Source organism: Arcobacter sp. F155 (assembly GCF_004116455.1).
Lineage (GTDB): Bacteria > Campylobacterota > Campylobacteria > Campylobacterales > Arcobacteraceae > Halarcobacter.
The window spans coordinates 250,020-264,488 of sequence record NZ_PDJU01000001.1; the positions used below are offsets into that span (position 1 = coordinate 250,020).

The window sequence follows — 14,469 nt, forward strand, 5'->3', positions numbered from 1 at the left end:
GAGGTATGTAAATAGGTACTAAAGGAAAAGCATATTAGAAAAATTATTGCTACTAAAATAATTTTACTAGAGAAAATATAATTTTTAAATGTCTTTGTGTTCATTGGGAGCCTTATAAATGGTTGAATAATATTTTTAAAAATTATAAAATACCAAAATAACCATTATATAAAGCTTATTTATAGTTGAAGTTAATTATATAGTTTAAAGAATTTATATCTTTCTTACATCAAGAAAACTGCCACTTTCAAACTCGTTTTTTCTTTTTAATGTTTCAAATAATCTTTTTGCAGCATCTTCTGGCTTTTGAATCTCTCCATTTTTTAAGGTTTTTGCAGAAGTAAATACTTCATCATCAATATCAAATCTAATATAGTCAGTCATAGGTGTTTCAATTACACCAGGAGCAATTGCAAGAAGTTTTGTATTTACCATCTCTTTTGAATATAAGTTTAATAACATATTTAAAGATGACTTTGATAAAGAGTATGAACCCCATCCTTTAGAACCATTTTTAGAAGCTCCTGAAGAAATACCAACTACAGTATCTGTTTTTATTTTAGCTAAGATATCTAGTAACTCTTTGTTTGCAAAAACATTCAGGTTTAGAACTTCTTGTATCTCTTTTGTTGATAGTTTTGTAATCTCGCCTAACATTCCCGCATTTAAAAATACAGTATCAAGCTCTTTAATATCATTTATAAAAGCAGTAAGATTTTCTTTTATAGTTTCAAGTCTTGATAAATCAAACTCCTTAAAGGTAAAGTTTTCATTCTCTATATCAGGTTTTCTTCTACTTATTCCAAATACTTTGTAGCCTTTTTCTAAATATAACTTTGTAAGGGCTAAACCAAGACCTGAGCTACAACCTGTTATTAGTATATTTTTAATCATTATTTTAACTCCCATATATATTTTTTATCATTTTTAACTCTTGAAAAATATAGATTCCCTGCATCTCTCCATGCATCTAAAACAATACTATTTTCAAAAGAAATATCATCTCTTGTTAGAATTAATGCAGTATGTTCAAAATAATCATTTCGATTTGAAACAATTTTTTTAAATTTGAAACTTTTAAAGTTTTTATATTTTATGTATTTTAGTAAATCATTTGCGTAATGATAGCACAAACCTTTTTCCTTTAGGTTAAGATTTATTAAGGTGTTATGAATTAGTGGATGAGTATTAACTTCATAGCTTTTAGCAAGGAAAGAAGAGTATAAAATAACATTTTTAGAAAACTCTTCAGCCTCTTGTTTATCTATATGTTTAGAAGATTTACTTATAAGAGTTGATAATTTTTTAGAACTATTTGTAAACTCTTTTTTTACTAAAATATTTTTATTTGAACAAGCTGTAAAAAGTAGAATAATTGATACATAAAATATAATTTTCTTCATCTCTCTATTATAATTTTATTTTATTAAACAGACTTTACAAATGGTGTTTCTTTGGCTATAATCGTCCCAAAACTAATAAAATATGGAGAAAGAAGATAAAATCTTCTTATACAGAGTGCGTCATTTAAAAATAAGTCAAGATATAAAAAATTTAAACTTTTCAAAAATTGAAGAAAATCTATTCTTCTACAAATATGATCTACGAAATATTAAGCCACTGCTAAAATCAAATGAACAAGATGTATCAATTGAAAATATTGCAACCTTTAATAGTTTTAAGGGTGAAGTTTATGAAAATATTATTTATGAGCTACTTTTAGAGTATGCTTCAAATAATAAATTTATTAAGCAGTTCATATTAAAAGGTCCACATCAAAATAGAATTGATAGTGAGTATAAAACTGGTTTGATGATTGATAGAAGTCTTCAAATTGTTTATAAATCAAACTACAAAGATATCTCAGAGTTTGATGCACTCTTTTTTACTGATGATGCTTTATATTTTGTTGAGATGAGTACTTCTAAAAAAACAGTTAGTTTAAATAAAAGACTGGATAAAAAGTATGCGTTACTAAAACTGCTTTTCCCTCATTTACATGTACGAGCCTTAATTATTTTAACAGAAGGAACAGTAGGCTTAAAAAGATTTCCTGCTTATTGTACAATCTGGATTACAAAAGATTTAGAAGATATTGATTTTCTTAAAAAGATAGTATTCAATAGAAAGAAAAAGGGCTTTAAAACTAAGTTTACTGATGAAAAATTTATAGAAGCTTATACAATAAAGCACAAAAAATTTATTTACTTTCAAACATTAGAATGGATATTAAAAAAATCAAGACAAAACGGTGAGCAAATAGTTGATTTAAACTTTTTAAAATCAAAAAGGCTTATGAACTTCTTTGATATTTATACAAAGCTTTATGTAGGTTTTTTAAGTATAGAAGACTTTAAAAAACTAGTTCCAAGTTATGAGGCAGAGATTTTAAATATTTTTGTAACTATTGAAAAAATAAATAGTAGTGACTTTGATATTGTATATTATGTAAAAAATAAAAATGGTAAATTAAGACGAGTAAGAATTACAAAAAGAGACACTTCAATAAAAGAAAAAGAGCTTGATGGTTTTACAAATGCAGAAGTAAGATTTATGAAATATATTGTTGAAGATAAATATTTTTTAAGTCTTGATGAAATCCAAACTTTAAAGCCAAAACTAAAAAGTGGACTCAAACAATAGTTTAGATTGTATTTTATCATAGTTGTAAATATCATCTCTAAACTGTAGTTTATCATTCTCTACCCAAGCAGTTAAATATACTATATGAATAGGAATCTTTTTACTTAACTTATAATCACTCTCTTCAAGTTTCTTTACAATTTTAATATCATCTTTGTTTATAGTAAGAATATTTTCAAATAGTTCAAAGGGTTTTTCTAGTCTTATACATCCATGGGAAAGAGTTTTTTCTCTCATTTTAAAATATTGTTTTTCAGGTGTATCATGTAAATAAACAGAGTATTGATTTGGAAATAAAAACTTAACTCTTCCAAGTGGATTTGAGCCACCAGGGGTTTGTATAAATCTCATGGGAGCTTCTTTTGGTGTTCCTATTAAATCATTGTTTACATACATATTCCAATCAACTTTACTAACATCAAACTCTAAAGAGTTTACATCCCAATTTTCAAATACTTTGATATTCTCTTTTGCTAGATATTTTGAGTCTTTTGCAAGTTTTGGGATTATCTCATTTTTAACAATTGTTTGAGGAATTTTCCAATATGGATTAACTATTACCTCTGACATTTTATGACTAAAAATAGGAGTAGGGAACTTCTTTTTTCCTACTATAACATCCATTTTAAGTTGAACTTTCTTTTCTTCATATAGTTTCAATTTGTATGCTGGAATATTTATTAAAATATATCTCTCACCAAGGTTTCTTGGAAGCCATCTCATTCTTTCAAGATTAACTCTAAGAACTTTTATTTTCTCTTCAATAGGTGTGTTTAATTTATCAATAGTATTTTTCCCTATTACTCCATCTGTAATAAGACCATATCTTTTTTGAAAATTTATTACAGCTTTGAAAAGTTTTTTATCAAAATAGTATTGACAGTTTTTTACTACTTTTGCACACTCTAAGGAGTCTATATCTTTGCTTTCATATAGTCTTTGTCTTATAAATTCTATTTGTGGGTAAAAATTTCCTACTTTTAGAGGCTGTAAAATTTCAGGAGTTATTGTATATCCTCCAGTTTCTTTGATTTTTTCTAGTCTTGTAATCTCTTCTTCTAAATCATTGGCATAGGGAAAGGTATAATTTACTTGCTTTAAAGCATAGTTTATATCATCTTTTTCAATTGATGTTTTTAGTAGTTTTATATTGTTTTTTCTTACTTCATATTTTGACCATTTTGCTTTTATTTCACTCTCTTCTTCTATCTTTTCTAATTCTTCAATAAAACTTTTCCAGTTTATAAAACCTCTTGCAAGGTAGTTCATATATTGATCATAAGTTTTTGTCAAAAGAGTATCAAGTTCAATTATTTTAGTTTTTTCTAAATGGTCTCTGTGTTCTAATAAATTCTCGATTTTTTTAATATTAAATATTTTATTTACAAAAGGCTTAAGTATTTTGTCATCTTTTATCTCTTCAATTAAGTCAAAAGCAATATCTTTAATTTGATTATTTTTATCAATCCATATTGTTTGATTATTAAAATAATAATAATACTTATTGATTCTTTTATCATTGCTAGTACTAATCTCTAAAGTTGTACTACAAAGCAAGGAATTAAGTATAAAAGTAAAAATAATAAAGATAAAAAAAGGTGTTTTCATATTAAATAACCAATTTAGTTTTTTTCATTATAGGTTATTTTAACTAAATATATAAATAAAAATAAAAAAATAAAAACTAATTAAAAAATTTAATGATACATTCTGTTATGTTTAAACTAATTTTAAGAATTGTGTTAATATAATTTACTATTATAAGGAGCTTATTATGGAAGCTATAGATTTTAATACTAGGGCGTTAGATGCATATTCTAATAACTACTCTAGTGAAAAACAGAATATAAAAAGCCTTAATAGTGCTAGCCCTTCAATAGAACAAAAAAATAGTTCTATACATAATTCAGCAGTAAATGTTTCAATCTCAATGGAGAGTATGAAAGTATTTTTGAATATTAAAAGTGTTGAGCTTTCTCAGGCTAATACAAATGCTCAAAGTTCGTTGATGAATATTATTAACAATACTGAAATTTATGATTTTCTTTCTGGAAAAGAGATTGATGGTGGATTTAGTCTTGCTTCAATAGGATACGAAGGTAAGCCAATTACTGAATTATCACCAGATGAAGCAAAAGAACTAGTATCAGATGAAGGTTTTTTTGGTGTAAGTAAAACTTCTGAGAGAGTTAGTTCTTTTGTTGTTAATCTTGCAGGGAATGATATAGAAGGACTAAAAGAAGCTAGAAAAGGTATTGTTCAAGGATTTGAAGAAGCTGAGAAGATGTGGGGAGGAGAACTTCCTGAAATATCTTACAAGACACAAGAAAAAACATTAGATATAATAGATAAAAAAATAGAGGAACTGCTTAAAACAGATGCTCAAAAAGAATTAGAAGAGGGTGATACACCTAAAGAAGAAGATTAATAGGCTTTATACCTAGGGTCTTTTCTTCTTTTTAAACACTCTAATTGATATTCGACCATTTTTTTAAAAGGTTTAGTCATATTAGATAATTCTTCTTTTGTATTATTTTCTATATTTTGCTTGTTTAATAATTCAATAATATATTGAGTTGATTCTATTGTTGATAAACAATACTCATTTGGTTGTTTTTTTATTTTAAACTCTGATACTTTATCTGCATCAAAACTAAGCATTTTTAGTTTTTGTAGATTTTTACTACTTTTTATCATTTTTTTTGAACATGGCCAAGTTGAATCAATGATAAAAATTACAATATTCTTTTCTGAAGGAACCTTTTCCTTACTTAAGTTTAGACTTGTTTCACTTGGATATAACAAATAGCAATCATTAGTAGAGTCTTCTAATAAGGCATTTATCTTAGCATGATTTGTAAAGTCTATACCAATAAATAACTCAGAGTTACTTAATGTATTTTTTGTAAATTGTCCTGTTCCATTTTTTGTTTTTTTAAACTCTTTAGGGTGCATCAAAATTATAAATTTTGTTTTTGTTTCTATTTTATTTATATACTTACACATACAAGAAACGCTAGGTCTATAACATGTATAGCAAAAATCTCTTTGGTTAATATCTTTTTCAATTTTATTCATAATGTAATTTTACAAAAATATTACTAAGTTTATTGCTTTATGGTGTTTTAAGAGATATTTATACATAATAGATGTTGTAAAATTACATCTAAAATGTAATAATTAGTAAAATGGAGTTTAATATTAATTCTGATAAAAAGAAAAAATTAATCGTAAAAAATGTTTTTAAAGTATTTGGTGACGAACCTAAAAAAGCTTTAAAGATGTTAAATGATGGTTTATCAAAAGAAGAAATTTTTGATAAAACTGGTATGACAATTGGTGTCCAAGATGCGAGTTTTGAAATCTATGAAGGTGAGATATTCGTAATTATGGGACTTTCAGGCTCTGGTAAATCTACTTTAGTAAGACTTCTTAATAGACTAATTGAACCAACTTCGGGAAACATTTATATTGATGAAACTGATGTAACAAATTTAAATGATAAAGAACTAATTGATATTAGAAGAGAAAAAATATCAATGGTATTTCAATCATTTGCTTTGATGCCTCATATGAATATTATAGATAATGTTTCTTTTGGACTAGAATTAAGTGGTGTTACTAAAAACGAAAGATATGAAAAAGCAAGAAAAGCTTTAGAGCAAGTTGGCTTAGGACAACATGAACTTTCTTATCCTGATGAATTAAGTGGTGGTATGCAACAAAGAGTAGGGCTTGCAAGAGCACTAGCAAACAACCCAGATATTATGCTTATGGATGAAGCTTTTTCTGCCCTTGACCCACTTATTAGAACTGAGATGCAAGATGAGCTTATTGAGTTACAAAGTAATGAGCAAAGAACTATTGTATTTATTTCCCATGATTTAGATGAGGCAATTAGGATTGGGGATAGAATTGCAATTATGCAAAATGGTGAGATTTCTCAAATAGGTACACCGGAAGAGATTGTTAACAACCCTGCAAATGACTATATTAAATCATTTTTCAAGGGTGTTGATGTTACTTCTGTTTTAACAGCAACTCATATTGCAAAGAAAAATAATCCAACTATTATTAGAAGAGAAGGAACAGGAGTAAAAACTGCACTTCAATATCTATCTGATATGGATAAAGATTTTGGATACATTATTGAGAAAAACAATTCATATGTAGGTTTAGTTACTGTTGAGTCTTTAAAAGAGCAAAAATCAAAAGGTGGAACTCTTGAGACAGCGATAGTTGAGCAAAAAACTATAAACTGCGAAACAGCAATTAGTGATTTTATTAGTGATATTGCGGAAGCTTCTTTCCCTGTTGCAATAGTTGATGATAATAACAGATATAAAGGAAGTATCTCAAAAGCGATGCTTTTAAGAGTTTTAGATGAAGGAGTTGATAATGAGTAATGATCCATGGGGTAATGCTTCAACTGCTCAAGAAAATAAAGAGTCATCAGTTGATTGGTCTCAAACAACAACAGTAGAAGAAGAGACAAAAAGTTTTGATTTTTTAAACCCTTTTGAAGAGGCTTTAATTCCTTTTGATACTTGGACAAATGATGCAATTGATTGGACAGTAGAAAACTTTAGAGAGTTCTTTCTTGCTACAAAGGTGCCAATTGATATTGTTTTAAAATCAATAGAATCTTTTTTACTATTTTTAAATCCATATGTAGTAATTCTATTTTTTGTATTACTTGCATTGCAGTTCTCTTCTAAAAAGATGGCTCTTGGTACTTTAGTATCATTTTTTATAATTGGTTTTATTGGGGCTTGGGAAGAAGCAATGGTTACACTTGCATTAGTTATAACGGCTGTAGTCTTCTCTTTAATTATAGGAATCCCTCTTGGAATTTGGAGTGCGAAAAGTGACACTGCAAATAAAATAGTACGTCCAATTCTTGATGCAATGCAAACAACTCCTGCCTTTGTATATTTAATTCCTATTGTAATGCTATTTGGAATTGGTAATGTACCAGGAGTTATTGTAACTATTATTTTTGCATTACCACCATTAATAAGACTTACAAACTTAGGTATTAGACAAGTACCAGAGGATTTAATTGAAGCCTCTAGGTCTTTTGGAGCTAGTTCTATGCAAATGTTATTTAAAGTTCAAATTCCTGTTGCCATGCCTACAATTATGGCAGGAATCAATCAAACTCTAATGTTAGCCTTATCGATGGTTGTTATTGCATCTATGATTGCAGTTGGAGGTTTAGGTCAGATGGTTTTAAGAGGTATTGGAAGACTTGATGTTGGACTTGCAGCGGTAGGTGGTTTAGGTATCGTTTTACTTGCTGTTATTTTAGATAGATTAACTCAAGCAATGGGACAAAAAGATAAAACTGATAAAACAAAATGGTTTGAAAAAGGTCCAGTAGGCTTTTTCTATAAATTACTAAAAAAATAAGGAGAATTATATGTTTGGTAAAAAATTAATTATTACAGGATTAGCTTCACTTGCGGTAGCTACTTCTTTATTTGGTGCAAAAGTTCATGTTTTAAAATCAACAATTGCAGAAGAAGTTTTTCAAACACTTGTTGTAACTGAAGTTTTAAAAAAGATGGGACATGAAGTAGTAGGTGTAAATGAAGTTAACTATGATATCGCTTTTCAAACTATTGCAAATAATGCAAATAGTGAAGATGTATACTTTTTAGCTTCAATGTGGGACCCATTACATAACTCAAAGTTAGAAGCAGTTGGTGGAGACTCTAAAATTACAAAATATAATAAGTTTATTCTAAACTGTGCTCAAGGGTATTTAATAGACAAAAAAACAGCTCAAAAACATAATATCAAATATGTAAATGATTTAAAAGACCCTAAAATAGCAAAACTTTTTGACCACGATAATGATGGAAAAGCAGATTTAAGTGGATGTAATGCAGGTTGGGGATGTGAGAAAGTTATTGAACATCAATTAGATGCTTATGGTTTAAGAGATACTGTTGAACATAATCAAGGAGAGTATTCTGCTCTTATTGCTGATACAATTGCAAACTATAAAACTGGTAAATCAATTCTTTATTATACGTGGACTCCATACTGGGTTTCTGGTAAGTTAGTTCCTGGTAAAGATGTTGTATTTTTACAAGTAACTCATAGTGCAAACCCAAATACAGATTCTACTAAGTTACCAAATGGTGCAGATTATGGATTTAATATTAATCATCAAAGAATCGTTGCAAATGCTAGTGTAAAAACAAATCACAAAGATATTGCAAAACTATTTAATACAATTAAAATAGATGTAAATGATATCTCTGGACAAAATATGCTTATGGCAAATGGTCAAAACAAAGAAAAAGATATTAAAAGACATGCTAAGGTTTGGTTAGAGAAAAATCAAGCAAAAATCGATTCTTGGATTAAAGAAGCTAAAGCAGCTAAATAACTGATTAATAGGGCTTTTTATCCCTATTAATTTCTTTTTAAATAAAAAGATTTATAATTCGTTTAAAAAAAGGATATTTATTGGCTTTACTTGATAATGCTAAAGATGTTTTACCTTTAAGTAGTATTGCTGAGTTACTAACTGCAAAAGTTAGAACACTTAAAATGTATGAAGATAAAGGTCTTTTACCTCCTAAAAAAACTCATAAAAAATTATATTCAATTAGTGATGTAAAAATTATTGCGTTTGTTCACTATTTAGCAAGTGTTAAAAAAATAAATGCAAATGGAATTAAGTATATTACTGAAATGTTAGAGAATAACATGGATGAAAAAAATAGAGCTGATTTCTTAGAATTAATAGAACAAAGACTAGAAAAGCTTTCTGGAGTAGATGTAACAGACGTAGAAGTTATATAACTTCTACTTTTGATGTCCTTTTGAACTTTTTCTATTCACTAGTTCAAATATATCTTTTTTCTCAAGATTATAAGCTTTTCCAAAACCTAAAATAGCTTCCCCTGAAACAACTTCAAACTCAAAAAAACTAAAATCTTTCATATCTTTTAACATAGAAACAGTACTTCCATGTTTATCTTCAAATAAAGAGATTAATTCATTAAATTCATCTGTGTCTCGAGATAGCTTTTTTGTAGAACATTGATAAACAACTCTTTTTCTAGCAAAAATATTTTCACAACTTTGTTCATCTTCAATAAAAAAGATTGAGCTATTTTTATTTTTTGTTAGATTATGTGAGTGTTTAGCCATAGTACTAAGGTAAACGTAAAACTTATTGTCTTTTAGTATAAATGGAGCATAACTTGTAAATGGTAAGTTATGCTCATCTAATGAAGAGATTACTAAACTTTTGAATTCAGAAAGGAACTCTTTTATGCTTCTTTCGATGCTCTTTCCTTTCTTTTTGCTTTCATTTTGTTTAATGCAAGTCTTCTCATATCTGCAGTTGTATCAAGCTCATCCATGATTTCTAAACCAAGAAGAGTTTCAATACAATCTTCTAAAGTAATAATACCTTCTGTTTGGTCATAGTTATCAAGAACAATAAACATATGCTCTTTTTTCTGAATGAACTTGCTAAGTGCTTTTCCTACAGGAATATTCTCATTTAATGCAAAAACAGGTTTCATAATAGATTCCATTGTTGCACTTTTATCTCTAATAGCTTGTTTGAAAAGCTTTTTAGTAAGAACTACCCCTACAATATTGTCAACTGTTTCATCATATATTGGAACTCTTGAAAACTTATAAGTTCTTTTATCTTCTAAAATATCTTTTATGATAGAGTCTTTATTAATTGCATACATAACTGATCTTGGTGTTAAAATATCTTTGATTTTAATGTCATTTAATGTTAGAGTATTCTCAATAATATCTGACTCTAAATCTCCAATAACACCTTCTTCTTCACTTAATAAAGTCGTGTGAATTAACTCTTCTCTAGAAATTGAATCGCTGTTGTCTTTTCCTTTTATCTTTTTAGTAACAAACTGAGTTGCTACAATAATAGGATAAGTAATAATTACAAAGAACTTAATAATTCTTGCAGCAACAGGAGCTAATTGTTTCCAATAAACTGCACCAATTGTTTTAGGAATGATTTCTGCAAAGAATAAAATTGCAAATGTTAGTACCACTGATACAATCATTACTAATGTTTTGTCACCGCTGAATACATTTTGTGCTTGTACACCAATCGCAGTAGCACCTAAAGTGTTTGCAATAGTGTTAAGAATTAAAATTGAAGCAATCGAACTGTCAATATCTGTTTTTAAAGTCTTAAGAAGTTTACCTGCGTCAGGATTTTTTTCTTCTAAAACAGAAATATACGAAAAGTTAGTTGAAAGAATCACAGACTCTAAAACTGAACATAAAAAAGAAACGCCAATTACGGCTATAAAGAGGATAATTAAAAGTTCCATTTTGAACCTTTAAACTGTAGTAAGCTACGCCTCTGGGAACTATCTTCCAATAATTACTCCTTTGTTTGATTAAAATTAACAGCATATAATACCAAAATATATCTTTAAAGTATTCTTTTTTGACAAAAATTCAAAATTTTTTGTATAATTAGTTATATGCAATGAGGAGGCAATCATGGAATATGGATTAATCCCAAAAATTGACCAAGCTGCTCAGAATAATCAATTATTAGTTCAGCAGGTTCAACCTTCTAATGAAATTGCAAAACTTAAAGAAGGAAACGAACCTAAAGAGGTTATTCGTGAAGAGTTCTTAAAAGCAAAAGAGAGTGAAGAAACTTCTTCAACAGACGTAAAAGTTAACTCTGTACCGTATCAAGAAGTTGTCCTTACAAATTTAAACTTTGGTTTTAATAACCAATCAAAAGATTTTTATGTAAAAGCTATAAGAGGTGAGGCTGAAAATCAGTATCCTACTGATGAGATGATGAGATTAAAAGCCTACTTGATTTCTCAAGCCAAAGAAGAAACAGCTTAAGAAGCTGTATAAGCTTCAAGCTGTTTCTTATATTAAGAGTTTATCTCTTTATCTAAATAATATCCAGTATATGATTTTGTTTTTTTATGGTTTGCTGCTAGTTGTTCTGGTGTCCCTTCTGCAACAATTTGTCCACCTTTACTACCACCTTCAGGACCCATATCAATAACCCAGTCAGAGTTTTTGATAATATCAAGGTTGTGCTCAATAACTAATACCGAGTTTCCTACTTCAACTAAGTGGTGTAATACTTTTGTCAGTCTATCAACATCGGCAAAGTGTAAACCAGTAGTTGGTTCATCTAGTACATAAAGAGTATTTCCAGTGTCTTTTTTACTTAACTCTTTTGACAGTTTGATTCTTTGAGCTTCTCCACCTGAAAGTGTAACTGCATTTTGTCCTAAAGTAATATATCCAAGTCCAACATCTGATAGTGTTTGTAATTTTGCTTTTATTTTAGGCACTTTTACAAAGAATTCTAAAGCTTCATCTACACTCATATTAAGTACATCAGAGATATTTTTACCTTTGTATAAAATCTCTAAAGTTTGTGCATTATATCTTCTACCTTGGCAATCATCACATTTAACCATGATATCTGGTAAGAAGTGCATCTCAATTTTGATTTCACCTTCACCTTGGCACTTCTCACATCTTCCACCTTTTACATTAAATGAGAATCTACCAATTTTGTATCCTCTAAGGCTTGCTTCTTTAGTTTTAGAAAATAGTGTTCTAATCTCATCCATTAAACCTGTATATGTCGCTGGGTTACTTCTTGGTGTTCTTCCAATAGGTGATTGGTCAAGGTAAATAACTTTATCAAGCTTTTCTAATCCTTCAATCTCTACTCCATCAATTTTCTTAACTTTTTTTGCATGGTTTAATAACTCTTTTGCAACAGGAAGTAGGGTTTGTAAAATAAGTGAAGATTTACCAGAACCAGAAACACCTGTAATTGATACAAGATTCTTAAGAGGAAGTTCAACACTTAGATTCTCAATATTATTGATATTTACATTATGAATTTTAATAAACTCTTCTTGTGGTCTATTGTGTAGATAATCAATTTTCTTTTTACCACTTACATATTGAGCAGTTAAAGTTTTAGCTTTGTTCATCTGTTTTAATGTTCCAGCAAAAACAATTTCTCCACCAAATTTACCTGCATTTGGACCAATATCTACAATATAATCTGCAGCTTCAATAGTCTCTTTATCATGCTCAACTACAATTACTGTATTACCTTTTTCTTGCAAGGCTTTTAGTGTTTTGATAAGTTTACTTGTATCTCTTTCATGTAAACCAATTGATGGCTCATCAAGCACATACATAACTCCTGTAAGTCCTGAACCAATTTGTGAGGCAACTCTAATTCTTTGAGCTTCTCCACCTGAAATTGTTCTTGCATCTCTTCCTAAAGTTATATATCCTAAACCTACATCATATAAGAAGAAGATTCTCTCTTTTATCTCTTTTAAAATAGGAGCTGAAATCATCTTTTCTTGGTCAGAGAAGTATTCAAAGTTTTTTTCATCTTGGAAAAACTTGTGTGCTTCTTCAATTGGTTTATTTATAACATCTGCAATAGTTTTATTTGCTACAAAAACACTTTGAGCTGAAGGCTTAAGTCTATTTCCTCCACAGTCTGAACAAACTTTTTCAGTCATAAATTCAGCCATCTCTTTTTCATCTTTAATCATGTCATAGGCAATTTTTACAATACCTTCCCACTTTCTAGTTAGACTATGTCTTTTCCAAGTGAACTTAGCTTCTTCAACTCCACCATGTAAAATTGATTTTTGTTGATGTTCTGGTAACTCTTTAAATGGAATAGTTATATCAATACCTGCACCTTCACAATAAGCCATAAGCATCTTGAAGTAATAACCTTTATTAAAGCCATAAATAATTTTAATAGCTCCATCTTCTAGTGGTAGCTCATCATTTACTACTTTTTTCATATCTAAAGCATATCTAATACCTAAACCATCACAAGAAGAACAAGCACCTTTTGGTGAGTTAAAAGAGAATGATAAAGGTTCTAATGGCTCAAAAGATATTTTACAATCAAAACAAGCCATATGTTCAGAGTAGTGAATGTGTTTTTCTGTTCCAACTTGCTCATGGTTCATAACTTCAACTTCAAGTTCCCCAAAAGACTCTTTTAAACCCTTTTCAACATCTTGAGCGATTCTGTCTTTATTTTCCTCTTTTACTACAACTCTATCTATTACAACTTTGATTGTGTGCATTTTGTTTTTTTCTAGCTCAATATCTTCATCAAGTCTAGCCATAACACCATCAATCATAGCTCTTACATAACCTTTACCTCTTAATGATTCTAGTAAGTCTGCAAAGGTTCCTTTTTTTCTATTGATTAATGGAGCTAAGATAACAATTTTTGAGTTATCTGGTAGTTTTAATACTTGTTCAATAACATCAGAAGCTGACATTTGAGAAATAGGTTCTCCACATTTATGACAGTGTTGTTTTCCTACTCTTGCATATAAAAGTCTAAAGTAATCATATACTTCAGTAATAGTACCAACTGTAGACCTTGGGTTTTTAGAAGTTGTTTTTTGATCAATAGCAATTGCAGGTGTTAAACCTTCTATTCTTTCAACATCAGGTTTTCCTACTTTATCTAAGAATTGTCTAGCATAAGCAGAAAGTGATTCAATATATCTTCTTTGACCTTCAGCATATAAAGTATCAAAAGCTAAAGTAGACTTACCAGAACCAGAAAGTCCAGTGAAAACTACTAATTTATTTTTCGGAATCTCTAAATTTATATTTTTTAAATTATTTTCTTTGGCATTAAATATTTTGATTTTATCTTGCATAGTATTCCAATATCCGTTAAATTTTTAAGTGGGCATTATACCAAATAAAAATGAAACTAGATATAGATAAAATGTTAGTTAATAAAATTTCTCTCTTCTT

General features: G+C 28.6%; 14 protein-coding genes. 7 read left to right on the plus strand and 7 right to left on the minus strand.

Annotated elements, in window-relative coordinates; genetic code table 11:
• Positions 1-213: 213 nt before the first annotated feature.
• Both CRV03_RS01250 and CRV03_RS01255 read right to left on the minus strand, forming a co-directional pair.
• Complete coding sequence (locus CRV03_RS01250) at positions 214-894, minus strand: SDR family NAD(P)-dependent oxidoreductase (RefSeq protein ID WP_258238969.1); 681 nt, start codon at positions 892-894, stop codon at positions 214-216.
• Positions 894-1,403, minus strand: a complete 510-nt coding sequence (locus tag CRV03_RS01255; protein ID WP_129083324.1) for a hypothetical protein — start codon at positions 1,401-1,403, stop codon at positions 894-896. Before CRV03_RS01255 ends, CRV03_RS01250 begins: the two co-directional genes overlap by 1 nt.
• 82 nt (positions 1,404-1,485) lie before the next feature.
• Here CRV03_RS01255 and CRV03_RS01260 point away from each other — a divergent pair, with 82 nt between their 5' ends.
• Positions 1,486-2,643 (plus strand): hypothetical protein, encoded by a 1,158-nt coding sequence (locus CRV03_RS01260; RefSeq protein ID WP_129083325.1) that lies wholly within the window; start codon positions 1,486-1,488, stop codon positions 2,641-2,643.
• On the opposite strand, the gene CRV03_RS01265 is transcribed toward CRV03_RS01260, so the two are convergent.
• Positions 2,620-4,251: a murein L,D-transpeptidase gene (locus CRV03_RS01265; RefSeq protein WP_129083326.1), complete on the minus strand. Its 1,632-nt coding sequence runs from the start codon at positions 4,249-4,251 to the stop codon at positions 2,620-2,622. The genes CRV03_RS01260 and CRV03_RS01265 overlap by 24 nt on opposite strands.
• 166 nt (positions 4,252-4,417) lie before the next feature.
• Here CRV03_RS01265 and CRV03_RS01270 point away from each other — a divergent pair, with 166 nt between their 5' ends.
• Entirely contained in the window at positions 4,418-5,071 is a 654-nt protein-coding gene (locus tag CRV03_RS01270) for a hypothetical protein (protein WP_129083327.1), read from the plus strand.
• Here CRV03_RS01270 and CRV03_RS01275 read toward each other — a convergent pair.
• Positions 5,068-5,721, minus strand: coding sequence for a tRNA-uridine aminocarboxypropyltransferase (locus CRV03_RS01275; protein ID WP_129083328.1), 654 nt, complete (start codon positions 5,719-5,721; stop codon positions 5,068-5,070). The two genes, CRV03_RS01270 and CRV03_RS01275, sit on opposite strands and share 4 nt — an antisense overlap.
• 110 nt (positions 5,722-5,831) lie before the next feature.
• Here CRV03_RS01275 and proV point away from each other — a divergent pair, with 110 nt between their 5' ends.
• The 4 genes from proV (at position 5,832) to CRV03_RS01295 (ending at position 9,462) form a co-directional block, all read left to right on the plus strand.
• Positions 5,832-7,049: a glycine betaine/L-proline ABC transporter ATP-binding protein ProV gene (gene proV, locus CRV03_RS01280; protein ID WP_129083329.1), complete on the plus strand. Its 1,218-nt coding sequence runs from the start codon at positions 5,832-5,834 to the stop codon at positions 7,047-7,049.
• On the plus strand, positions 7,042-8,055 hold the full coding sequence (gene proW, locus CRV03_RS01285; RefSeq protein WP_129083330.1) for a glycine betaine/L-proline ABC transporter permease ProW: 1,014 nt from the start codon (positions 7,042-7,044) through the stop codon (positions 8,053-8,055). Before proV ends, proW begins: the two co-directional genes overlap by 8 nt.
• 10 nt (positions 8,056-8,065) lie before the next feature.
• Complete coding sequence (gene proX / locus CRV03_RS01290; protein ID WP_129083331.1) at positions 8,066-9,043, plus strand: glycine betaine/L-proline ABC transporter substrate-binding protein ProX; 978 nt, start codon at positions 8,066-8,068, stop codon at positions 9,041-9,043.
• An 80-nt stretch (positions 9,044-9,123) separates the two neighbouring features.
• Positions 9,124-9,462 carry a MerR family transcriptional regulator gene (locus tag CRV03_RS01295; RefSeq protein WP_129083332.1) on the plus strand — a complete coding sequence of 113 codons (339 nt, stop codon included), beginning with the start codon at positions 9,124-9,126 and terminating at the stop codon, positions 9,460-9,462.
• 3 nt (positions 9,463-9,465) lie between these two features.
• On the opposite strand, the gene CRV03_RS01300 is transcribed toward CRV03_RS01295, so the two are convergent.
• A complete protein-coding gene (locus CRV03_RS01300; RefSeq protein ID WP_129083333.1) occupies positions 9,466-9,987 on the minus strand; it encodes a HugZ family protein in 522 nt (173 codons plus the stop codon).
• Positions 9,936-10,985 (minus strand): hemolysin family protein, encoded by a 1,050-nt coding sequence (locus CRV03_RS01305; protein WP_129083334.1) that lies wholly within the window; start codon positions 10,983-10,985, stop codon positions 9,936-9,938. The genes CRV03_RS01300 and CRV03_RS01305 overlap by 52 nt, the downstream gene beginning before the upstream one ends.
• Before the next feature lie 175 nt (positions 10,986-11,160).
• Here CRV03_RS01305 and CRV03_RS01310 point away from each other — a divergent pair, with 175 nt between their 5' ends.
• Positions 11,161-11,523, plus strand: a complete 363-nt coding sequence (locus CRV03_RS01310) for a hypothetical protein (RefSeq protein WP_129083335.1) — start codon at positions 11,161-11,163, stop codon at positions 11,521-11,523.
• Between the two features lie 32 nt (positions 11,524-11,555).
• Here CRV03_RS01310 and uvrA read toward each other — a convergent pair whose 3' ends face one another.
• Positions 11,556-14,369: an excinuclease ABC subunit UvrA gene (uvrA, locus tag CRV03_RS01315; protein WP_129083336.1), complete on the minus strand. Its 2,814-nt coding sequence runs from the start codon at positions 14,367-14,369 to the stop codon at positions 11,556-11,558.
• Positions 14,370-14,469 lie beyond the last annotated feature (100 nt).

What these genes read in the sequence shown, in the direction of transcription:
- CRV03_RS01310 (WP_129083335.1), top strand. Translation starts at nt 11,161, where the DNA reads ATGGAATATGGATTAATCCCAAAAATTGACCAAGCTGCTCAGAATAAT.
- uvrA (WP_129083336.1), bottom strand. Translation starts at nt 14,369, where the DNA reads ATGCAAGATAAAATCAAAATATTTAATGCCAAAGAAAATAATTTAAAA.
- CRV03_RS01305 (WP_129083334.1), bottom strand. Translation starts at nt 10,985, where the DNA reads ATGGAACTTTTAATTATCCTCTTTATAGCCGTAATTGGCGTTTCTTTT.
- CRV03_RS01270 (WP_129083327.1), top strand. Translation starts at nt 4,418, where the DNA reads ATGGAAGCTATAGATTTTAATACTAGGGCGTTAGATGCATATTCTAAT.
- proV (WP_129083329.1), top strand. Translation starts at nt 5,832, where the DNA reads ATGGAGTTTAATATTAATTCTGATAAAAAGAAAAAATTAATCGTAAAA.
- CRV03_RS01255 (WP_129083324.1), bottom strand. Translation starts at nt 1,403, where the DNA reads ATGAAGAAAATTATATTTTATGTATCAATTATTCTACTTTTTACAGCT.
- CRV03_RS01260 (WP_129083325.1), top strand. Translation starts at nt 1,486, where the DNA reads ATGGAGAAAGAAGATAAAATCTTCTTATACAGAGTGCGTCATTTAAAA.
- proW (WP_129083330.1), top strand. Translation starts at nt 7,042, where the DNA reads ATGAGTAATGATCCATGGGGTAATGCTTCAACTGCTCAAGAAAATAAA.
- CRV03_RS01265 (WP_129083326.1), bottom strand. Translation starts at nt 4,251, where the DNA reads ATGAAAACACCTTTTTTTATCTTTATTATTTTTACTTTTATACTTAAT.
- CRV03_RS01250 (WP_258238969.1), bottom strand. Translation starts at nt 894, where the DNA reads ATGATTAAAAATATACTAATAACAGGTTGTAGCTCAGGTCTTGGTTTA.
- CRV03_RS01275 (WP_129083328.1), bottom strand. Translation starts at nt 5,721, where the DNA reads ATGAATAAAATTGAAAAAGATATTAACCAAAGAGATTTTTGCTATACA.
- proX (WP_129083331.1), top strand. Translation starts at nt 8,066, where the DNA reads ATGTTTGGTAAAAAATTAATTATTACAGGATTAGCTTCACTTGCGGTA.